Here is a 13,080-nt window from a genome sequence, read left to right as displayed (position 1 = left end):
ACCCCCGGGTAGCGGTCCCTGAACACCCGCAGCACGTCCGGCACCAGGCTGGTGCACAGGCTCGGCGGCGCCCCGAGCCGGACCCGGCGGCGGCGCAGCGTTCCGCCGTGGTGCGCGCGCTGGAGAGCGTCGCCCAGCCGCTGCGGACGACGGAACCCGGCGGCGGCACCGCCGACCTGCGCGCCCTGGGCCGGATGGTCGGCGACGCCGAGGTGGTCGGCCTGGGCGAGGCCACCCACGGCTCGCACGAGTTCTTCGCGATGAAGCAGCGGGTGTTCCGCTACCTCGTCGAGGAGAAGGGCTTCACCACCTTCGCCCTGGAGACGAGCTGGACCAGCGGTCTGCGGATCGACGAGTACGTCCAGGGCGGCCCGGGCGACGCGCGGCAGGTCGTCAAGGACGCCCTGGGCGGCAGCCCGTGGGACCGTGAGGAGTTCGCCGACCTGATCGCCTGGATGCGCTCCTACAACGGGAGCCACCCGCGGAAGCCGGTCCACTTCCTGGGCGACGACCTCGGCCTGCCGAGGCTCGGCGACCGGATCTTCGAGCAGGTCACCTCCTACGTGCGCGGGGCCAGTCCCGACGTCCTCCCGCAGCTCGAAGGGCTCTACGCGGGTCTGCGGCCGCTCGACGACGCCTTCGCGTACCTGAAGAAGCCGCTCGCCGAGCGCCGGGACGACGCCGCCAAGGCGCAGCAGGCGCTGGACCTGGTCGCCGCGAGCGGTGCGGGCGCCGGCGGCGAGGAGGCCCACGCGTGGGCGGTGCAGCACGCCCGGAACATCGCCCAGACCTTCGCCTTCGCCGCCCTGGACCTCGCCGACCCGGCCTCCGTGTCCGCCGCTGAGCAGCTGCGCGACCGGGCGATGGCGGACAACACCGCGTGGTGGCAGCGCCGTACCGGCGGCAAGGTGCTGCTGTCGGCGCACAACGGGCACGTCGGCTACCTGGCCACGGACACCTTCCTGTACCCCAGGCCGCAGGGCGCCCAGCTGCGCGACGCCTACGGTGGCGGCTACGTGGCCGTCGGTTTCACCTTCGAACGCGGCTCCTTCCTCACCAACGACGCGGTCCTGACGGACGGTTGGAAGACCGTCACCGTTCCGGCGGCCACGCCGGACATGAACGAGTACACCCTCGACCAGGTCCGCCACCGGGACTACTACGTCGACCTGCGCACCGCCCCCCGGGCGGCGCGCGACTGGCTGGACGTCTCCCGCCCCACCTACGACGCGGGGTCGGTCTACACGGACGACCCGATGCCGCAGCTGGCGGTCGGCCGGGCCTACGACGTCCTCGTCCACCTGAACCAGGTCACCCAGGCGCGCAAGTTCTGACCGCGGGCGCCCGCCGGAGGGCTCGGCTTCGCCCGCTCCGGGGACGGGCGGTGTCTCAGCGGTAACCGGCCAGTCCGTCGGCCAGTTGTCCGCAGGGGCCGGTGCGTGTCGAGGACCTCCATGGCACGTGGGACTCTCCTCCCCCGGCGGACGGGGCGCAACGGTGGGGGGCCGGGCGGCGGTGCCCGGCCCGTTCCCGGCCCGACGCCCGCCGGCCCGTCCGCCGGTCACCACTCCCGGGGCTGGATCAGCGCCTCCACATCCGCGTCCGTGAACCCGTAGGCCGTCGCGACGAGCCAGAAGGCCTCGGCGATCTCCTCGCGCGCCGTCGTCTCGATCTCGCTGCCGGCCGCCTCGAACTCCGCCTCCAGGAGGTTGAACTCCTCCGTCGCGGCGTGGGAGAGCACGTACAGGGCCGCCAGGTCCGCCGGCCGTTCGGCCTCGATCCGCTCGCACAGCCGCAGCAGGACCGCCTTGCCCTTGTCGACGACGTGGTCGGGGAAGTACGGGTCCCTGTACATCCCCTTCAGGAACGCCTGCTCCGCCACCCGCTGGTTCGTGATCGTCATGGTGCCCGTCTCCGTGTCCGTGGAAGAACCGATGCGCCGATCATGAACGACGGCACCGACATCGGCGGCACCCGGCACCCGGCACCTCGTGCGGACGACCGGGGCCGCAACGGCCGGCGGAGGGGCGTCGCCGGGCTACTCGCGGGTGCGGGCGACCACCGGGGGGCGGGCGTCGCCGGTGTCCGCGCCCAGGCCCGCGAGCAGGCGCAGTCCGTCCTCGGCGGGGCTGCCGGGGGGCGCGGACAGCACCAGCAGCTCGATGCCCGACTCGTCCGGCAGCGAGAAGTTCTCCTGGTGCAGTTCCAGCAGTCCGATCAGGGGGTGCCGGTACACCTTGCGCCCGTGGGTGCGGGCGCGCACGTCCGCGCGGGCCCAGAGGCGCCGGAAGCGTTCGCTGCCCATCGCCAACTCGCCGATGAGCGAGGCCAGATGGGGGTCGTCGGGGAACTTGCCCGCGGCCAGGCGCAGGTGCCCGACCACGTCCAGGGTGCAGTTGTCCCAGTCCGCGTACAGGCCGCGCTCGGCCTCCTCCAGGAAGAGGTGCCGGGCGATGTTCGGGCCCGGCATCGGGCGGCCGAGGAGGAGCCCGGCGAGGCGGTTCCCGGCGAGGACGTCCAGGCGGTGGTTCATGATCAGCGCGGGTGCGTCGGCGACCAGGTCGAGGACGCGCAGCAGTTCCGGCCGGACCCGGCCGCCCGGCGTCTTCGTGCGGCGCCGCTGCCGGGCGAGGCGGTGGAGGTGCTCGCGTTCGGTCGCGTCGAGGTCGAGGACGCGGGCGAGCGCGTCGAGGACCTGCTCGGAGGGCTGGGTCGCGCGGCCCTGCTCCAGGCGCACGTAGTAGTCGACGCTGACCCCGGACAGGTGCGCGACCTCTTCGCGCCGCAGCCCCGCGACCCGGCGGCGGCTGTCGGTGGGGATGCCGACGGCGGCCGGATCGACCCGGGAACGCCGGGTCCGCAGGAAGCCCGCGAGATCGTCCATGCCCACCAGTATGGGCTGCGGCGGTGCCCGTGAGGGTGGCCCTGCCGGTACCAGGAAGTCCCGTCCGACGGAAGCGGCGCCCCTGAACGCCGGACGCCCGGGCGTCCAGGATCGAGGCATCCGATCGATCCGAAGGAGTTCCCGTGAAGACGCTGATCGTCCACGCCCACCCGGAACCGAAGTCGCTCAACAGCTCGCTGAAGGACCTCGCGGTGTCCACCCTGGAGAACGCCGGGCACGAGGTACGGGTGAGCGATCTGTACGCGATGAACTGGAAGGCGGTCGTGGACGCCGCGGACTACGGCCCCGAGGCTTCGAGTCCGCTGAGGGTCGGGCGGGACTCGGGCCGGGCCTTCGAGGCCGGGACGCTCTCCCCGGACGTCCTCGCCGAGCAGGAGAAGCTGTTGTGGGCCGACACGGTCGTCTTCCAGTTCCCGCTGTGGTGGTACACGATGCCCGCGATCCTCAAGGGCTGGGTGGACCGGGTGTTCACCTACCGCTTCGCGTACGGCGTCGGCGAGCACAGTGACACCAAGTACGGCGAGCGCTTCGGCGAGGGCACCCTCGCGGGCCGCAGGGCGCTGCTGTCGGTGACCGCCGGCGGCCCGGAGTCGCACTACGGCGCTCGCGGGATCAACGGCCCCATCGAGGACCTGCTGTTCCCGTTCCAGCACGGCATCCTCTACTACCCGGGCCTTGAGGTGCTCCCGCCGTTCGTGCTGTACGGCGCCGACCGGATGACCGCCGAGGACTACCCGGACGTGGCCAGGGCCTGGGAGCAGCGCCTGCTCACCCTGGAGACGACCGAGCCGATCGCGTTCCGGCGGCAGAACTTCGGGGACTACGAGATCCCCTCGCTGCACCTCAGGGAGGGCCTGGAGCCCGCGGGCCGCACGGGGTTCGGGCTGCACGTACGCGGCGGCCGGTGAGACTGTCGGCCGGTGAGGCTCTCGGCCGGCCCGGTGGCGGGCGGCGGGCCACTTCACGTGCCCCGCGCGGGCGTTCGCGGACCGTTCGCGGGCCGGGCGGTGGCGCTCGGCCCGCACGGTCGGCAGGGGTGTCGGAGGGCTCGGCCATAATGGCGGCAGCGGGGCCACCGGGCTTTGCGCGCGGCCCGGCGGGAGTCCACCGGTGCCGGCTCCCCGTCGACGGACAAGAGGAGTTGACGCACCATCAGGACAGACGAGGACATACAGCCCGGTGTCGCGGCCACGCTGGTCCGACCCGGGGCCGCGCGGACGACGGCGACGAGCACCCACGCCGGGTCGACGGTCGTGGACCCGGCCGTACAGAGCCTGTTGGACCGGGTCGGGCCCGCGATGCGCTCGCTGTTCCACGGACGCTGCCCGGACGCCGTGCTGCTGTCGCAGGTCGCGGCCGAGGCCCGGGCCGCGCTCGTCGCGGAGGGTGTCGACCACCCCGCGAACGCCCGGGTCCTCGACCGGACGGCCACCCTGCTGTCCGGGGCGGTGATCGCGGCAACGCTGGTCCGTGAGTGGGGCGATCCGGCACACGGACGCCCGATCCCGCCGTGCTCCTCGTGCGCGCCGGTGCTCGAAGCGCTCGGCGTGCGGGTGGCCGAGGGGATCGACGGGATCGAGCCGTGACGCCCCGCTTCCCCGTCCCGGTGGCGGAGGTCCTGGCCGCGGCCGGCTGGTACGAGGGCGTCCGGGTGCCCGAGCGCGAGGTCCGGGACTGGCTGAACGGATGGACCGGCCCGGGCGGGAACGTCCCGCTGCCGGCGGCCGAGGCGCTGCGCGAGTTCGGCGGCATGGTCGTCCACCAGTACGGGCCGGGTGTGGACATGTCCCGGATGCCGTTCCGGATCGACCCCGGAGCGGGGCGCTACGCGGGCCGGAGCCTGGATGCCTACCAGGCGAGGTTCGGGCCGACGCTGCTGCCGGTCGGCGAGTACGACCTGGGGCGCGGGCGGCTCGCGATGGACCCGGAAGGCGCCGTGTACCTGTTCTGGGGCGACCTGTGGAAGGTGGCCGACTCCTTCGACGGCGCCCTGATCGCCCTGATCGAGGGCCGCCGGCCGACCCGCCTCGACCCGGCTCCTCCGGCCCCGCCGGCGCCCCTCCCGCCCGGCGAACCGGCGGACGAGGCGAGGGCCCGCCGGCTGGCCCGCCGGCACGCGGTCACCGGCACCCCCGGTGCCGCGATCGACGTCGTGCTCCAGGAGTTCGAGCTGGGCTGGCTCGTTTCCCAGCTCTTCGCGGACCAGGCTCCACTCGCGAACGTCGGGGCGGCCTACCTGATCGTCGACCGCCGCAACGGCCTCGTCACGATGATGCCGCCGCTGTCCCCGGAGACCGTCCTGGACCTGTACCGCGCCCGGTACCCGGCCCGCTGAGGCGGGCCCGGGCGGCCCGGGCCCGCGGGGCCGGCCACCCGGCCTCAGCCGAAGTTCTGGATCACCACACTGCTAGCCAGACCACACATCACGCTCCCGGCGGAGGCGACGAAACGCCATGGAGCCCAGCGCGTTCGGGGCGGCAGGACCCAGGCGGCCACGATGAGCACCACCTGCGCACCCATCAGGCCGTAGGCGGCGTCGTACGGCAGGCCCCAGTCCCGCCCACAGGTGCGCCTGGGTGCGCGGCAGGCGCAGGTGGGCCTGACGCCCCGGCGGGTCCTGCCATCCCTCGCACCGGCCGCACCACCCGCGTCCCAGGCCTCACCCCACACCGTCGGCCTCCTCACCTGCGGCGCAGTCCTCAACCTCAGCCACGGCGGCCTGCGCCTCGACGGCGGCGGCCGTCGCGAGCGCGCCTCGGCATCCGGCACTCTCCGGTTAGCGGAGCCACCAATTCCTTGACAGTTCATACGAATTATCCCCACCATTGCGGTGGTCGCCACGATCACCGGCGACCGCCCCCCACACCGAAGGAGACAGACATGCGGAAGATGACGACCCGTAAGTCCGGCACCGTCGCGCTGACCGGCAATTCCCGCCGCCTCTGGTTCGAGTGGTGCTGGTAGTCCCGGCACACCACTGACACCGGTGGCGCGCCGGGGCTCGGAGGGCCCCGGCGCGCCGCCGGGCAGCCGAAGTCCCGGAACGGCGGCCCGCGGCGGGCCCGTCGACACGAGGAGGAGTCGAGCATGCGGCACGTCTGGCTGGAGGCACCACTGCCCCGGGACCGGCACGCGGCAGCCGCCGGAGCCGAAGGGCTCCTGGGCTCCTTCGACTGCCGGGTCTGGCAGCGCGGACCGTACGGCGGGGTCGGCGAGTTCGTCCGCGGCCTCGTCCTCGACCAGGGGCACTCCCCGCTGGTGGCCCGGCACCAGGTCGAACTCCTCTGCGCGGTGAGGGACTTGGGGCCAGCGATGCCGTGGGCCGCCGAGGCCGTCGCGGCCCTGGATGCCGCGGACGTCGTGATCAGGTTCCACCCGGCCCGGCGCACCCGCCATCTCGCCTACGGGATAGGCGAGTTCGTCGCTGCCTGGGCGGCGGAGCGACGGGCGCCGGCCGCCGTCGTGTTCGACCGGGTGGACGAGGCGGACGCCACCACCGTCGAACTCGTCGACGTCCTGCTGCGACGCCTCGACCCGTCCCGGCTGAGGCTGTACGTCGGCGGTGCCTCGCTGCCCGCCGGGCTCGCGGCGACCGTCGCCGAGTACGCCCACCCCCTCGCCGCCGCCCCGCCCCGGCCGGCCGCCGACAAGGCCACCGGGGAGGCCACCGAGAGCGCCGGGGACGCCACCGCCGTCCACGACCCCGCCTGGCACGACGAGCGCGCCGACGAACTGGCCGCGACCGGCGAGTGGTCCTGGCAGCTGGGCGCGATCCCCTACCACCGCGAACGCGGCACCCGCCCGGCCACCGACGGCGTCGACGCGCTGCGCACCGCGCTCGGCCTGGCCCTGCACAGCGGCTTCTACGAGCACGCCGTCCGGCTCGCCGGGCGCGGCCTGCCGCTGGTCGACCCGGCGGGGGACACCCGGAACTGGTGGGCCTTCACCACCATGCTGGCCACCGCGCTGACCGCCCTGGACCGCCCGGCCGAGGCGCTCGCGCTCTACGACCACGCCCGGCAGGTCACCGACGAACCGCGGATCCGGCTGTCCGCGGCGTACTCCACCGCGATGCTCCACGCCCGCCACCTGCCGGAGCCCGCCCGGGACCTCGCCGCCGCCCGCACCTGGCTGGAGCGCGCCCTCGCACTCGCCGGACAGCTCGACGACCCGCGCGAGCGCACCGTCACCACCGTCTTCCACCGCCAGGGCCTGGCCCTGCTGGACAGCCGTGCCGGCGACCACACGACGGCGCTGCGGACGGTCGAGGACGGCATCGCGACGCTCACCGAGACCCTGGCACCCGGCGAACGCCCCCAGGACCGCGCCCGGCTGCTGCACAACCGGGCGCAGCTGCACCTCGCGCTGGGCGATCCGGACCGTGCGCTCGCCGACCTCGACACGGTGATCGCGCAGGACCCGCAGAACGCGGAGTACTACGTCGACCGGGCCGCCCTCCACCGGGCCACCGGACGGCCGGACGCCGCGATCGCCGACTACGGCACCGCGATCCGCCTCGGCCCGCACCTGCCCGAGGCGTACTACAACCGCGCCGAGACCCACACCGACCTGGGCCGGCCGCAGGCGGCGCTGGCCGACCTCGACCGGGCCCTGCTGATCGCCCCCGACCACCTCGACGCGCTGGTCAACCGGGCCGGCCTGTACCTGGAGGAGGGTGAGCCCGACCTCGCCGAACGCGACGCGCACGCGGGCCTGGTCCTGTCCCCCGGCCAGCCCCACCTGCTCTGCGTGCTCGGTCTGGTCGAGTCCGAACGCGGCCGGCTCCCCGAGGCCGAGGCCCTCCTCACCCGGGCCGTCGAGGGCGCCCCCGACCTGCCGACCGCCTGGGCCAACCGCGCGGCGGTCCGCTTCGAACGCGACGACGTCCCTGGCGCCGTCGCCGACCTGGACCGTGCCATCGCCCTGGACCCGGATCCCGTCGCCCTCTTCAACCGGGGGCTCGCCCATCGCCGGCTGGGCGACCGGGCCGCCGCCGTGGAGGACTTCACCCGCGCCCTCGCCGCCGACCCGGGCCCCGACCCCGAACTGCGCGCCGAACTGCTCCGGGAACGGGCCTCCTGCGCCCCGCCCCCACCGGTGGCGTCGAGGTAGCGCCCGGGCCTCCGTCATGGCGGGGCCGCACCGCTTCCGAGCGGCCCTCGGAGACGGGAGCCGGGCCGGGCCGGGGCTCGGCGGAAAACGGTGCGACAACGGACGAATCCGCTCCTACACTCCCGGCATGATCCGTTCCGCAGTGGTGGAGGACGCGTCGGCGCTCGGCGATCTGAAGGTCAGGTCGTGGCGGGCGGCGTACGCGGGATTCCTGGGCGCCGCGTACCTCGACGGGCTGGACCCGGTCGAGGAGTCCGCGGACTGGGCCGAGTACCTGGCCGACCTCCCGGACCGGCACCGGCTGTGGGTCGCGGAAGCGGACGGTGCCGTGGCCGGCTTCTGCCGTACCGGGCCCGCCGACGGGGACCCGGACCTCGGCGTCGACGCGGCGGAGGTCTACGGCCTGTACATCGAGCCGGGCCTCGTCGGCACGGGTCTGGGCGCACGCCTGTTCGGCCATGCCGTGGCCGACCTGGAGGCGCGGGCCCGCCGGCCGCTGTGCGTGTACGCCTACGCGCCCAACACCTCCGCCATCCGCTTCTACGAGCGGGCCGGGTTCGTACCGGACGGCACCACCCGGCTCGACGAGGAGGAGGACGGGACGATGATCACCGAGGCGCGACTGGTCAAGTACCCGTAGGACGGGGCGGGTTCACCGGGTTCCGCCGCAAGGAGGCCGGGCCTCGGGCTCGGCACCCGGCGCGGTCAGGGGCGGAGGCGGTCAGGGGCGGAGGCGGGCAAGGGCCCAGGCGGTCAGTCGCCCGCGGTGGAGCGGGCACGGACCGCCAGCAGCGCCAGCTGCCCGGCCGCGGCCACGGACCGGAAGTCGAAGACACCGGTGAACGGGCCCGTCACCACCAGCAGCACCCCGTACGCGCGCACCGCCCGCCACCACTCGCGCCCGGCCCCGACCTCCCCGTCGAACCAGACCCCGCCGTCCGGCCGGCACACCGTCAGGCCCGGCCGGGCCGCGACGACCGACCATCCCGGCGCCGGTTCCTCCTCCAGGACGCCCGCGTCACGGGCCCACCCCTCCCCCGGCACCACCGGGCGTCCCGCCGCGGCGGGCACCACCAGCACCGGGCACCGGCCCGGCATCAACTCCGGCCACGCCCCACCCGCAAGCCCCGTACCGGCCATGATCTCCACGCAACGCCCCCTGCCCGCACCCCACGCCCCAGCACACCCCCGCGCACCAGGCCCCCGCCCATCATCCCCCACACCCGCCGTCCGCGGTGGTCGATACGGGCATCGAGGCGAGCCGGACGAGCCGGGCGCGTCAGCCGCCGCAGGTCAGGTCCTTCGCGGGCAGCCGGCCCGTGGTCAGGTAGCGCGTGACGCTGCCGTCCGCGCAGGACGGGCCGGCCACCACCACGCCGTGGCCCTCGCCGCCGGCCACCGTGACCATCCGGGCGCCGTGCAGTGCCCGCCGCATGCCCTGGCCCATGGCGAGCGTCGTCTGCGGGTCCCACTGGTTCTGCACGATCAGCGCGTTGACGTCGTTGTTCACCACGGTGGCCGGCTCGGTGGGCGCCGACTTCCAGAAGGCGCACGGCAGGATGCCGGCCCCCAGGTCGCCGGCCAGCGGGTACCTGGCCCGGTCGCGGATCGCGTCCCGGCGGTACTGCTCGGGGTCGCGCGGCCAGTTGCGGGTGTCGCCGCACCAGACGGCCCACACGGCGGACACCGTGTTGTCCGTCGGCACGACCTCCGGTACGGCGGGCGCGGCCGGGCCGCCCGCGGCCGCGGTCTTCAGCGCGACGATCCAGGGGGTGACGGCCTCGACGTGGACGAACGCGGCGTACCCGGAGCGGATGGCGTCGCCGTCGAGCGTGCCGGCCTCGGTCGGCACGGGCGTGCGGTCGGCGTGGGCGACCAGGTCCCAGTACGTCGTCCGGACCTCCGCCGCGGTGGCGCCCAGCCCGTACGTGGCGTGGCGCGCGGCGGCCCACTCGGTCCACCGGGCGAAGGCGGGTTCGGCCCCCGCCGCCCCTTCCCGGAGCATCCCCCGCCACACGAGCGCGGGATCGACCGCGCTGTCCAGCACGAACCGGTCCGAGCGCTGGGGGAACATCTGGGTGTAGACGGCCCCGAGGTAGGTGCCGTACGAGTGCCCGAAGTAGGAGATCCGCCGCTCGCCCAGCGCCGCCCGGACGACGTCCATGTCGCGCGCCGTGTTGCGGGTGGTGATGTGCGGCAGCACGTCGCCCGCCTTGGCCCAGCACTTGTCGGCCACCGTCCGGGCCCGGTTCACGTCCTGGGCGAACGTCCCTGCCGAGTAAGGGTGTTGGAAGCTCCGCTCGTCGTCCGTCAGGTCGCAGCCGATCGGCGAGCTCTGCCCGACGCCGCGCGGGTCGAACCCGATCAGGTCGAAGCGCTCGCGCACCTCGGCCGGCAGCAGCGGCTCCATCTCCACGGGCATGGTCAGCCCCGGGCCGCCCGGGCCCCCGGGGTTGATCAGCAGCACGCCGTGCCGCTGCTTCGCGCTGCCCGCCTTGACCCGCGATACCGCGATGTCGATCGTCCGGCCCGCGGGGTCGCGGTAGTCCAGCGGCACCGTGACCTTCGCGCACTCGAAGGCCTCCGGGCGGCCCGCGTCGCAGCGCTCCCACCGGAGTTCCTGCTGCGCGTACCGCTGGAGCGGATCGCCCGCCGCGAACGCCGTCGCGGGGGTGAGCGCCGCCAGCGCGGCCGTCACCGCCCCGACCGTCAGCACGGAGATCGTTCGCCCGTCTCGTCCCACCATGTCAGTACCCCTGTACGGAATCAGCGCCTCGGATTGCCTCCAGTCTCCGTTCCGCCGCACCCGCGTCCCGTACGGCGCGGGGATGGGCTCAAGATCCGACGTGCGGCGTACGGCGACGCGCTGACGTCCTGCCGCGGTCCCATTTCCCGTCGACCGCCGGTTCGGGTGAACGGGCGGCGGGCCTCCTTCCGTTGTACGGGTGCGGTCGCCCGGCGGAGTGAGGACGGCGGACTGCCGGACGGCAAGCCGTTTCGGTGCGCCGGTGCGGGTCACTTTCCGGATAGTCGCGGCGGTCGTCGGCGGGCAAGGCTGAGGATCGTTCCCAGGGGGTCGCGTGGGGTCGGGCGGGTCGGCGCACAGCCGGCGCTCCGGCTCCGGGCGGGTCCCGCACCCGGATGATGTGGAGACCACATGGCTCGACGACGTTCCGTACTCCGGCTCGGCCTGGCCGTACCGGTCGTGCTGTCACTGACCGCCTCGCTCGGATTCCTCCCCGCCTCGGCCTCGGCAGCGCCCCGGGCCCAGTCCGCCGCGCAGGCCGAGGACGCGCACTCCCTGTCGTACGTCGTCAACACCAGGACGGATCGTCACACGATCGCGGAGGTCCAGCGGGCCATCACCGCGGCCGGCGGCACCGTCGTCGTCAGCTACGACGACATCGGCGTCATCGTCGCCCACTCGGCGGCCCCCGACTTCGGCAGGCGGCTGCGCGCGGTGCGCGGAGTGCAGTCGGCGGGCGCCACCAGGACCGCGCCGCTGAGCGCGGCGGGGACGACCGACCAGGGCCCGGTGCGGCACCTCTCCGCGGCCGGGGCCGCGGGCATCGGGAAGGCGTCCGGCGACGGCACCGAACCCCTCGAAGCCGAGCAGTGGGACCTGCGGGCGATCGGCGCGGACGAGGCCGCGAGGATCAACCCCGGCAGCAGGGACGTCACGGTCGCCGTGATCGACACCGGCGTCGACGACACCCACCCGGACCTCGCCGCGAACTTCTCCCCCTCGCAGTCCGCGAGCTGCGCCAGCGGCAAGGCCGACACCACGTACGGCTCCTGGCGGCCGGTGGATCCGGACTACTTCCACGGCACCCACGTGGCGGGCACGATAGCCGCGGCCCGCAACGGCATCGGCATCGCGGGCGTGGCACCCGGGGTGAGGGTCTCCGGCATCACGGTCTCCCAGCCCACCCCGCGCCAGCTGATCTACGCCGAGAGCGTCGTCTGCGCCTTCGTGTTCGCCGCCGACCACGGTGTGCAGATCACCAACAACAGCTACTACGTGGACCCGTGGCAGTACAACTGCCTGGACGACCCCGACCAGAAGGCCATCGTCGACGCGGTCGACCGCGCCCAGCTCTACGCCCAGCGCAAGGGCACCCTCAACGTCGCCGGGGCCGGCAACGCCAACCACGACCTGGCCTCCGGGGGCTTCACCGACGCTTCCAGCCCCAACGACTCCACCCGGGTGGACCGGACGGTCGACCCGCACAGGTGCTGGCAGCTGCCCGCACAACTGCCGGGCGTCGTCACGGTCAGCGCGACCAGCGCCAGGAACACCCGGGCGTACTACTCCAACTACGGCCTGGGCGTGATCGACGTCGCGGCGCCGGGCGGTGACCAGTACCAGGCCTCGGACACGCCGTCCGGGTCGGGCGGCGTCCTGTCCACGCTGCCGAACAACCAGTACGGCTACGAGCAGGGCACGTCCATGGCCACGCCCCACGTCGCCGGTGTGGCCGCGCTGCTGAAGTCCGCCCACCCGCACGCGACCCCGGCCCAGTTGCTGGCACTGCTCAAGGCCCAGGCGGACAACCCGGGGTGCCCGGCCGGCCCGGACGGCAGCGGGGACGCCGTCTGTGCGGGCGGCAAGCGCGTCAACGGCTTCTACGGCTTCGGCATCGTCAACGCCCTGCGCGCGGTCAGGTAGTCGACGCCGCACGGGTCCCGCTGCCGTGCACCCCGCTGTTCCGCTCCTGCTCCGCTCCTGAACGCGGGTGCCCCCGGCCACCCGGCCGGGGGCACCCGCGTTCTTCGTCATTCCCGGTGGGTGACGGCCGCGAGGGCTCGCTCGCGGACGTCCGCCGAGGGGTGGGTGCGCAGTTCGCGCAGCAGGGCCCGCCACTCCCGGGGCCAGCCGAGGCGGTCCCCGAACGCCTCCGTCAGCGCCGTCGCGAACAGTCCGGCGGCCGGGCCGGTGTCGCCGTCCCGGCGGGAGGCCCGGGTCAGCGCGTCGAGTGTCCCGGGCGGCGGCAGCGGACCCGAGGCGTGCTCCCGCAGCAGTGCCACCGCGGTGAGCCCGGCCGCGGCCGGCCGGCCCCGGT

The 13,080-nt window shown here is 74.5% G+C and carries 12 protein-coding genes and 1 pseudogene; 7 read left to right on the top strand and 6 right to left on the bottom strand.

From position 1 onward, the window contains the following. Positions 1–98: pseudogene (locus tag BU198_RS41730) on the bottom strand (LysR substrate-binding domain-containing protein); the annotation flags it as partial. Positions 99–194: 96 nt separating this feature from the next. Between BU198_RS41730 and BU198_RS01685 the strand changes: the two are divergent. Further along, on the top strand, positions 195–1,334 hold the full coding sequence (locus BU198_RS01685; RefSeq protein WP_188295010.1) for an erythromycin esterase family protein: 1,140 nt from the start codon (positions 195–197) through the stop codon (positions 1,332–1,334). A gap of 227 nt (positions 1,335–1,561) precedes the next feature. On the opposite strand, the gene BU198_RS01680 is transcribed toward BU198_RS01685, so the two are convergent. Together BU198_RS01680 and BU198_RS01675 are read right to left on the bottom strand one after the other, a co-directional pair. Continuing rightward, on the bottom strand, positions 1,562–1,903 hold the full coding sequence (locus tag BU198_RS01680; protein ID WP_188295006.1) for a DUF5713 family protein: 342 nt from the start codon (positions 1,901–1,903) through the stop codon (positions 1,562–1,564). Between the two features lie 135 nt (positions 1,904–2,038). Then, positions 2,039–2,884 (bottom strand): helix-turn-helix transcriptional regulator, encoded by an 846-nt coding sequence (locus tag BU198_RS01675; RefSeq protein WP_188295005.1) that lies wholly within the window; start codon positions 2,882–2,884, stop codon positions 2,039–2,041. A 143-nt stretch (positions 2,885–3,027) separates the two neighbouring features. On the opposite strand from BU198_RS01675, the gene BU198_RS01670 reads away from it, so the two are divergent. From BU198_RS01670 to BU198_RS01650, 5 genes are all read left to right on the top strand, one after another. After that, positions 3,028–3,813, top strand: coding sequence for an NAD(P)H-dependent oxidoreductase (locus BU198_RS01670; RefSeq protein WP_188295004.1), 786 nt, complete (start codon positions 3,028–3,030; stop codon positions 3,811–3,813). Positions 3,814–4,056: 243 nt separating this feature from the next. Further along, on the top strand, positions 4,057–4,491 hold the full coding sequence (locus tag BU198_RS01665; protein WP_188295009.1) for a YwqJ-related putative deaminase: 435 nt from the start codon (positions 4,057–4,059) through the stop codon (positions 4,489–4,491). Further along, positions 4,488–5,240: an SUKH-3 domain-containing protein gene (locus BU198_RS01660; protein WP_188295003.1), complete on the top strand. Its 753-nt coding sequence runs from the start codon at positions 4,488–4,490 to the stop codon at positions 5,238–5,240. The genes BU198_RS01665 and BU198_RS01660 overlap by 4 nt, the downstream gene beginning before the upstream one ends. 752 nt (positions 5,241–5,992) lie before the next feature. After that, on the top strand, positions 5,993–8,017 hold the full coding sequence (locus BU198_RS01655) for a tetratricopeptide repeat protein (RefSeq protein ID WP_223243784.1): 2,025 nt from the start codon (positions 5,993–5,995) through the stop codon (positions 8,015–8,017). Between the two features lie 127 nt (positions 8,018–8,144). Continuing rightward, entirely contained in the window at positions 8,145–8,657 is a 513-nt protein-coding gene (locus BU198_RS01650) for a GNAT family N-acetyltransferase (protein ID WP_188295002.1), read from the top strand. A gap of 113 nt (positions 8,658–8,770) precedes the next feature. Here BU198_RS01650 and BU198_RS01645 read toward each other — a convergent pair whose 3' ends face one another. Then, positions 8,771–9,157: a hypothetical protein gene (locus BU198_RS01645; protein ID WP_188295007.1), complete on the bottom strand. Its 387-nt coding sequence runs from the start codon at positions 9,155–9,157 to the stop codon at positions 8,771–8,773. Between the two features lie 139 nt (positions 9,158–9,296). After that, positions 9,297–10,763 carry an alpha/beta hydrolase gene (locus tag BU198_RS01640; RefSeq protein WP_188295001.1) on the bottom strand — a complete coding sequence of 489 codons (1,467 nt, stop codon included), beginning with the start codon at positions 10,761–10,763 and terminating at the stop codon, positions 9,297–9,299. A 411-nt stretch (positions 10,764–11,174) separates the two neighbouring features. Here BU198_RS01640 and BU198_RS01635 point away from each other — a divergent pair, with 411 nt between their 5' ends. Continuing rightward, positions 11,175–12,686 (top strand): S8 family peptidase, encoded by a 1,512-nt coding sequence (locus BU198_RS01635; protein WP_188295000.1) that lies wholly within the window; start codon positions 11,175–11,177, stop codon positions 12,684–12,686. Between the two features lie 107 nt (positions 12,687–12,793). Here the strand turns inward: BU198_RS01635 and BU198_RS01630 are convergent. Further along, on the bottom strand, positions 12,794–13,080 hold a 287-nt coding region (locus BU198_RS01630; RefSeq protein ID WP_188294999.1), incomplete at its 5' end, for a hypothetical protein.

The sequence above is a fragment of the Streptomyces sp. CBMA156 genome (assembly GCF_014596515.1).
In the GTDB taxonomy this organism is placed as follows: domain Bacteria; phylum Actinomycetota; class Actinomycetes; order Streptomycetales; family Streptomycetaceae; genus Kitasatospora.
This window is presented reverse-complemented; position numbering and strand designations above follow the sequence as displayed.

What these genes read in the sequence shown, in the direction of transcription:
- BU198_RS01680 (WP_188295006.1), bottom strand. Translation starts at nt 1,903, where the DNA reads ATGACGATCACGAACCAGCGGGTGGCGGAGCAGGCGTTCCTGAAGGGG.
- BU198_RS01655 (WP_223243784.1), top strand. Translation starts at nt 5,993, where the DNA reads ATGCGGCACGTCTGGCTGGAGGCACCACTGCCCCGGGACCGGCACGCG.
- BU198_RS01640 (WP_188295001.1), bottom strand. Translation starts at nt 10,763, where the DNA reads ATGGTGGGACGAGACGGGCGAACGATCTCCGTGCTGACGGTCGGGGCG.
- BU198_RS01685 (WP_188295010.1), top strand. Translation starts at nt 195, where the DNA reads ATGGTCGGCGACGCCGAGGTGGTCGGCCTGGGCGAGGCCACCCACGGC.
- BU198_RS01650 (WP_188295002.1), top strand. Translation starts at nt 8,145, where the DNA reads ATGATCCGTTCCGCAGTGGTGGAGGACGCGTCGGCGCTCGGCGATCTG.
- BU198_RS01675 (WP_188295005.1), bottom strand. Translation starts at nt 2,884, where the DNA reads ATGGACGATCTCGCGGGCTTCCTGCGGACCCGGCGTTCCCGGGTCGAT.
- BU198_RS01635 (WP_188295000.1), top strand. Translation starts at nt 11,175, where the DNA reads ATGGCTCGACGACGTTCCGTACTCCGGCTCGGCCTGGCCGTACCGGTC.
- BU198_RS01645 (WP_188295007.1), bottom strand. Translation starts at nt 9,157, where the DNA reads ATGGCCGGTACGGGGCTTGCGGGTGGGGCGTGGCCGGAGTTGATGCCG.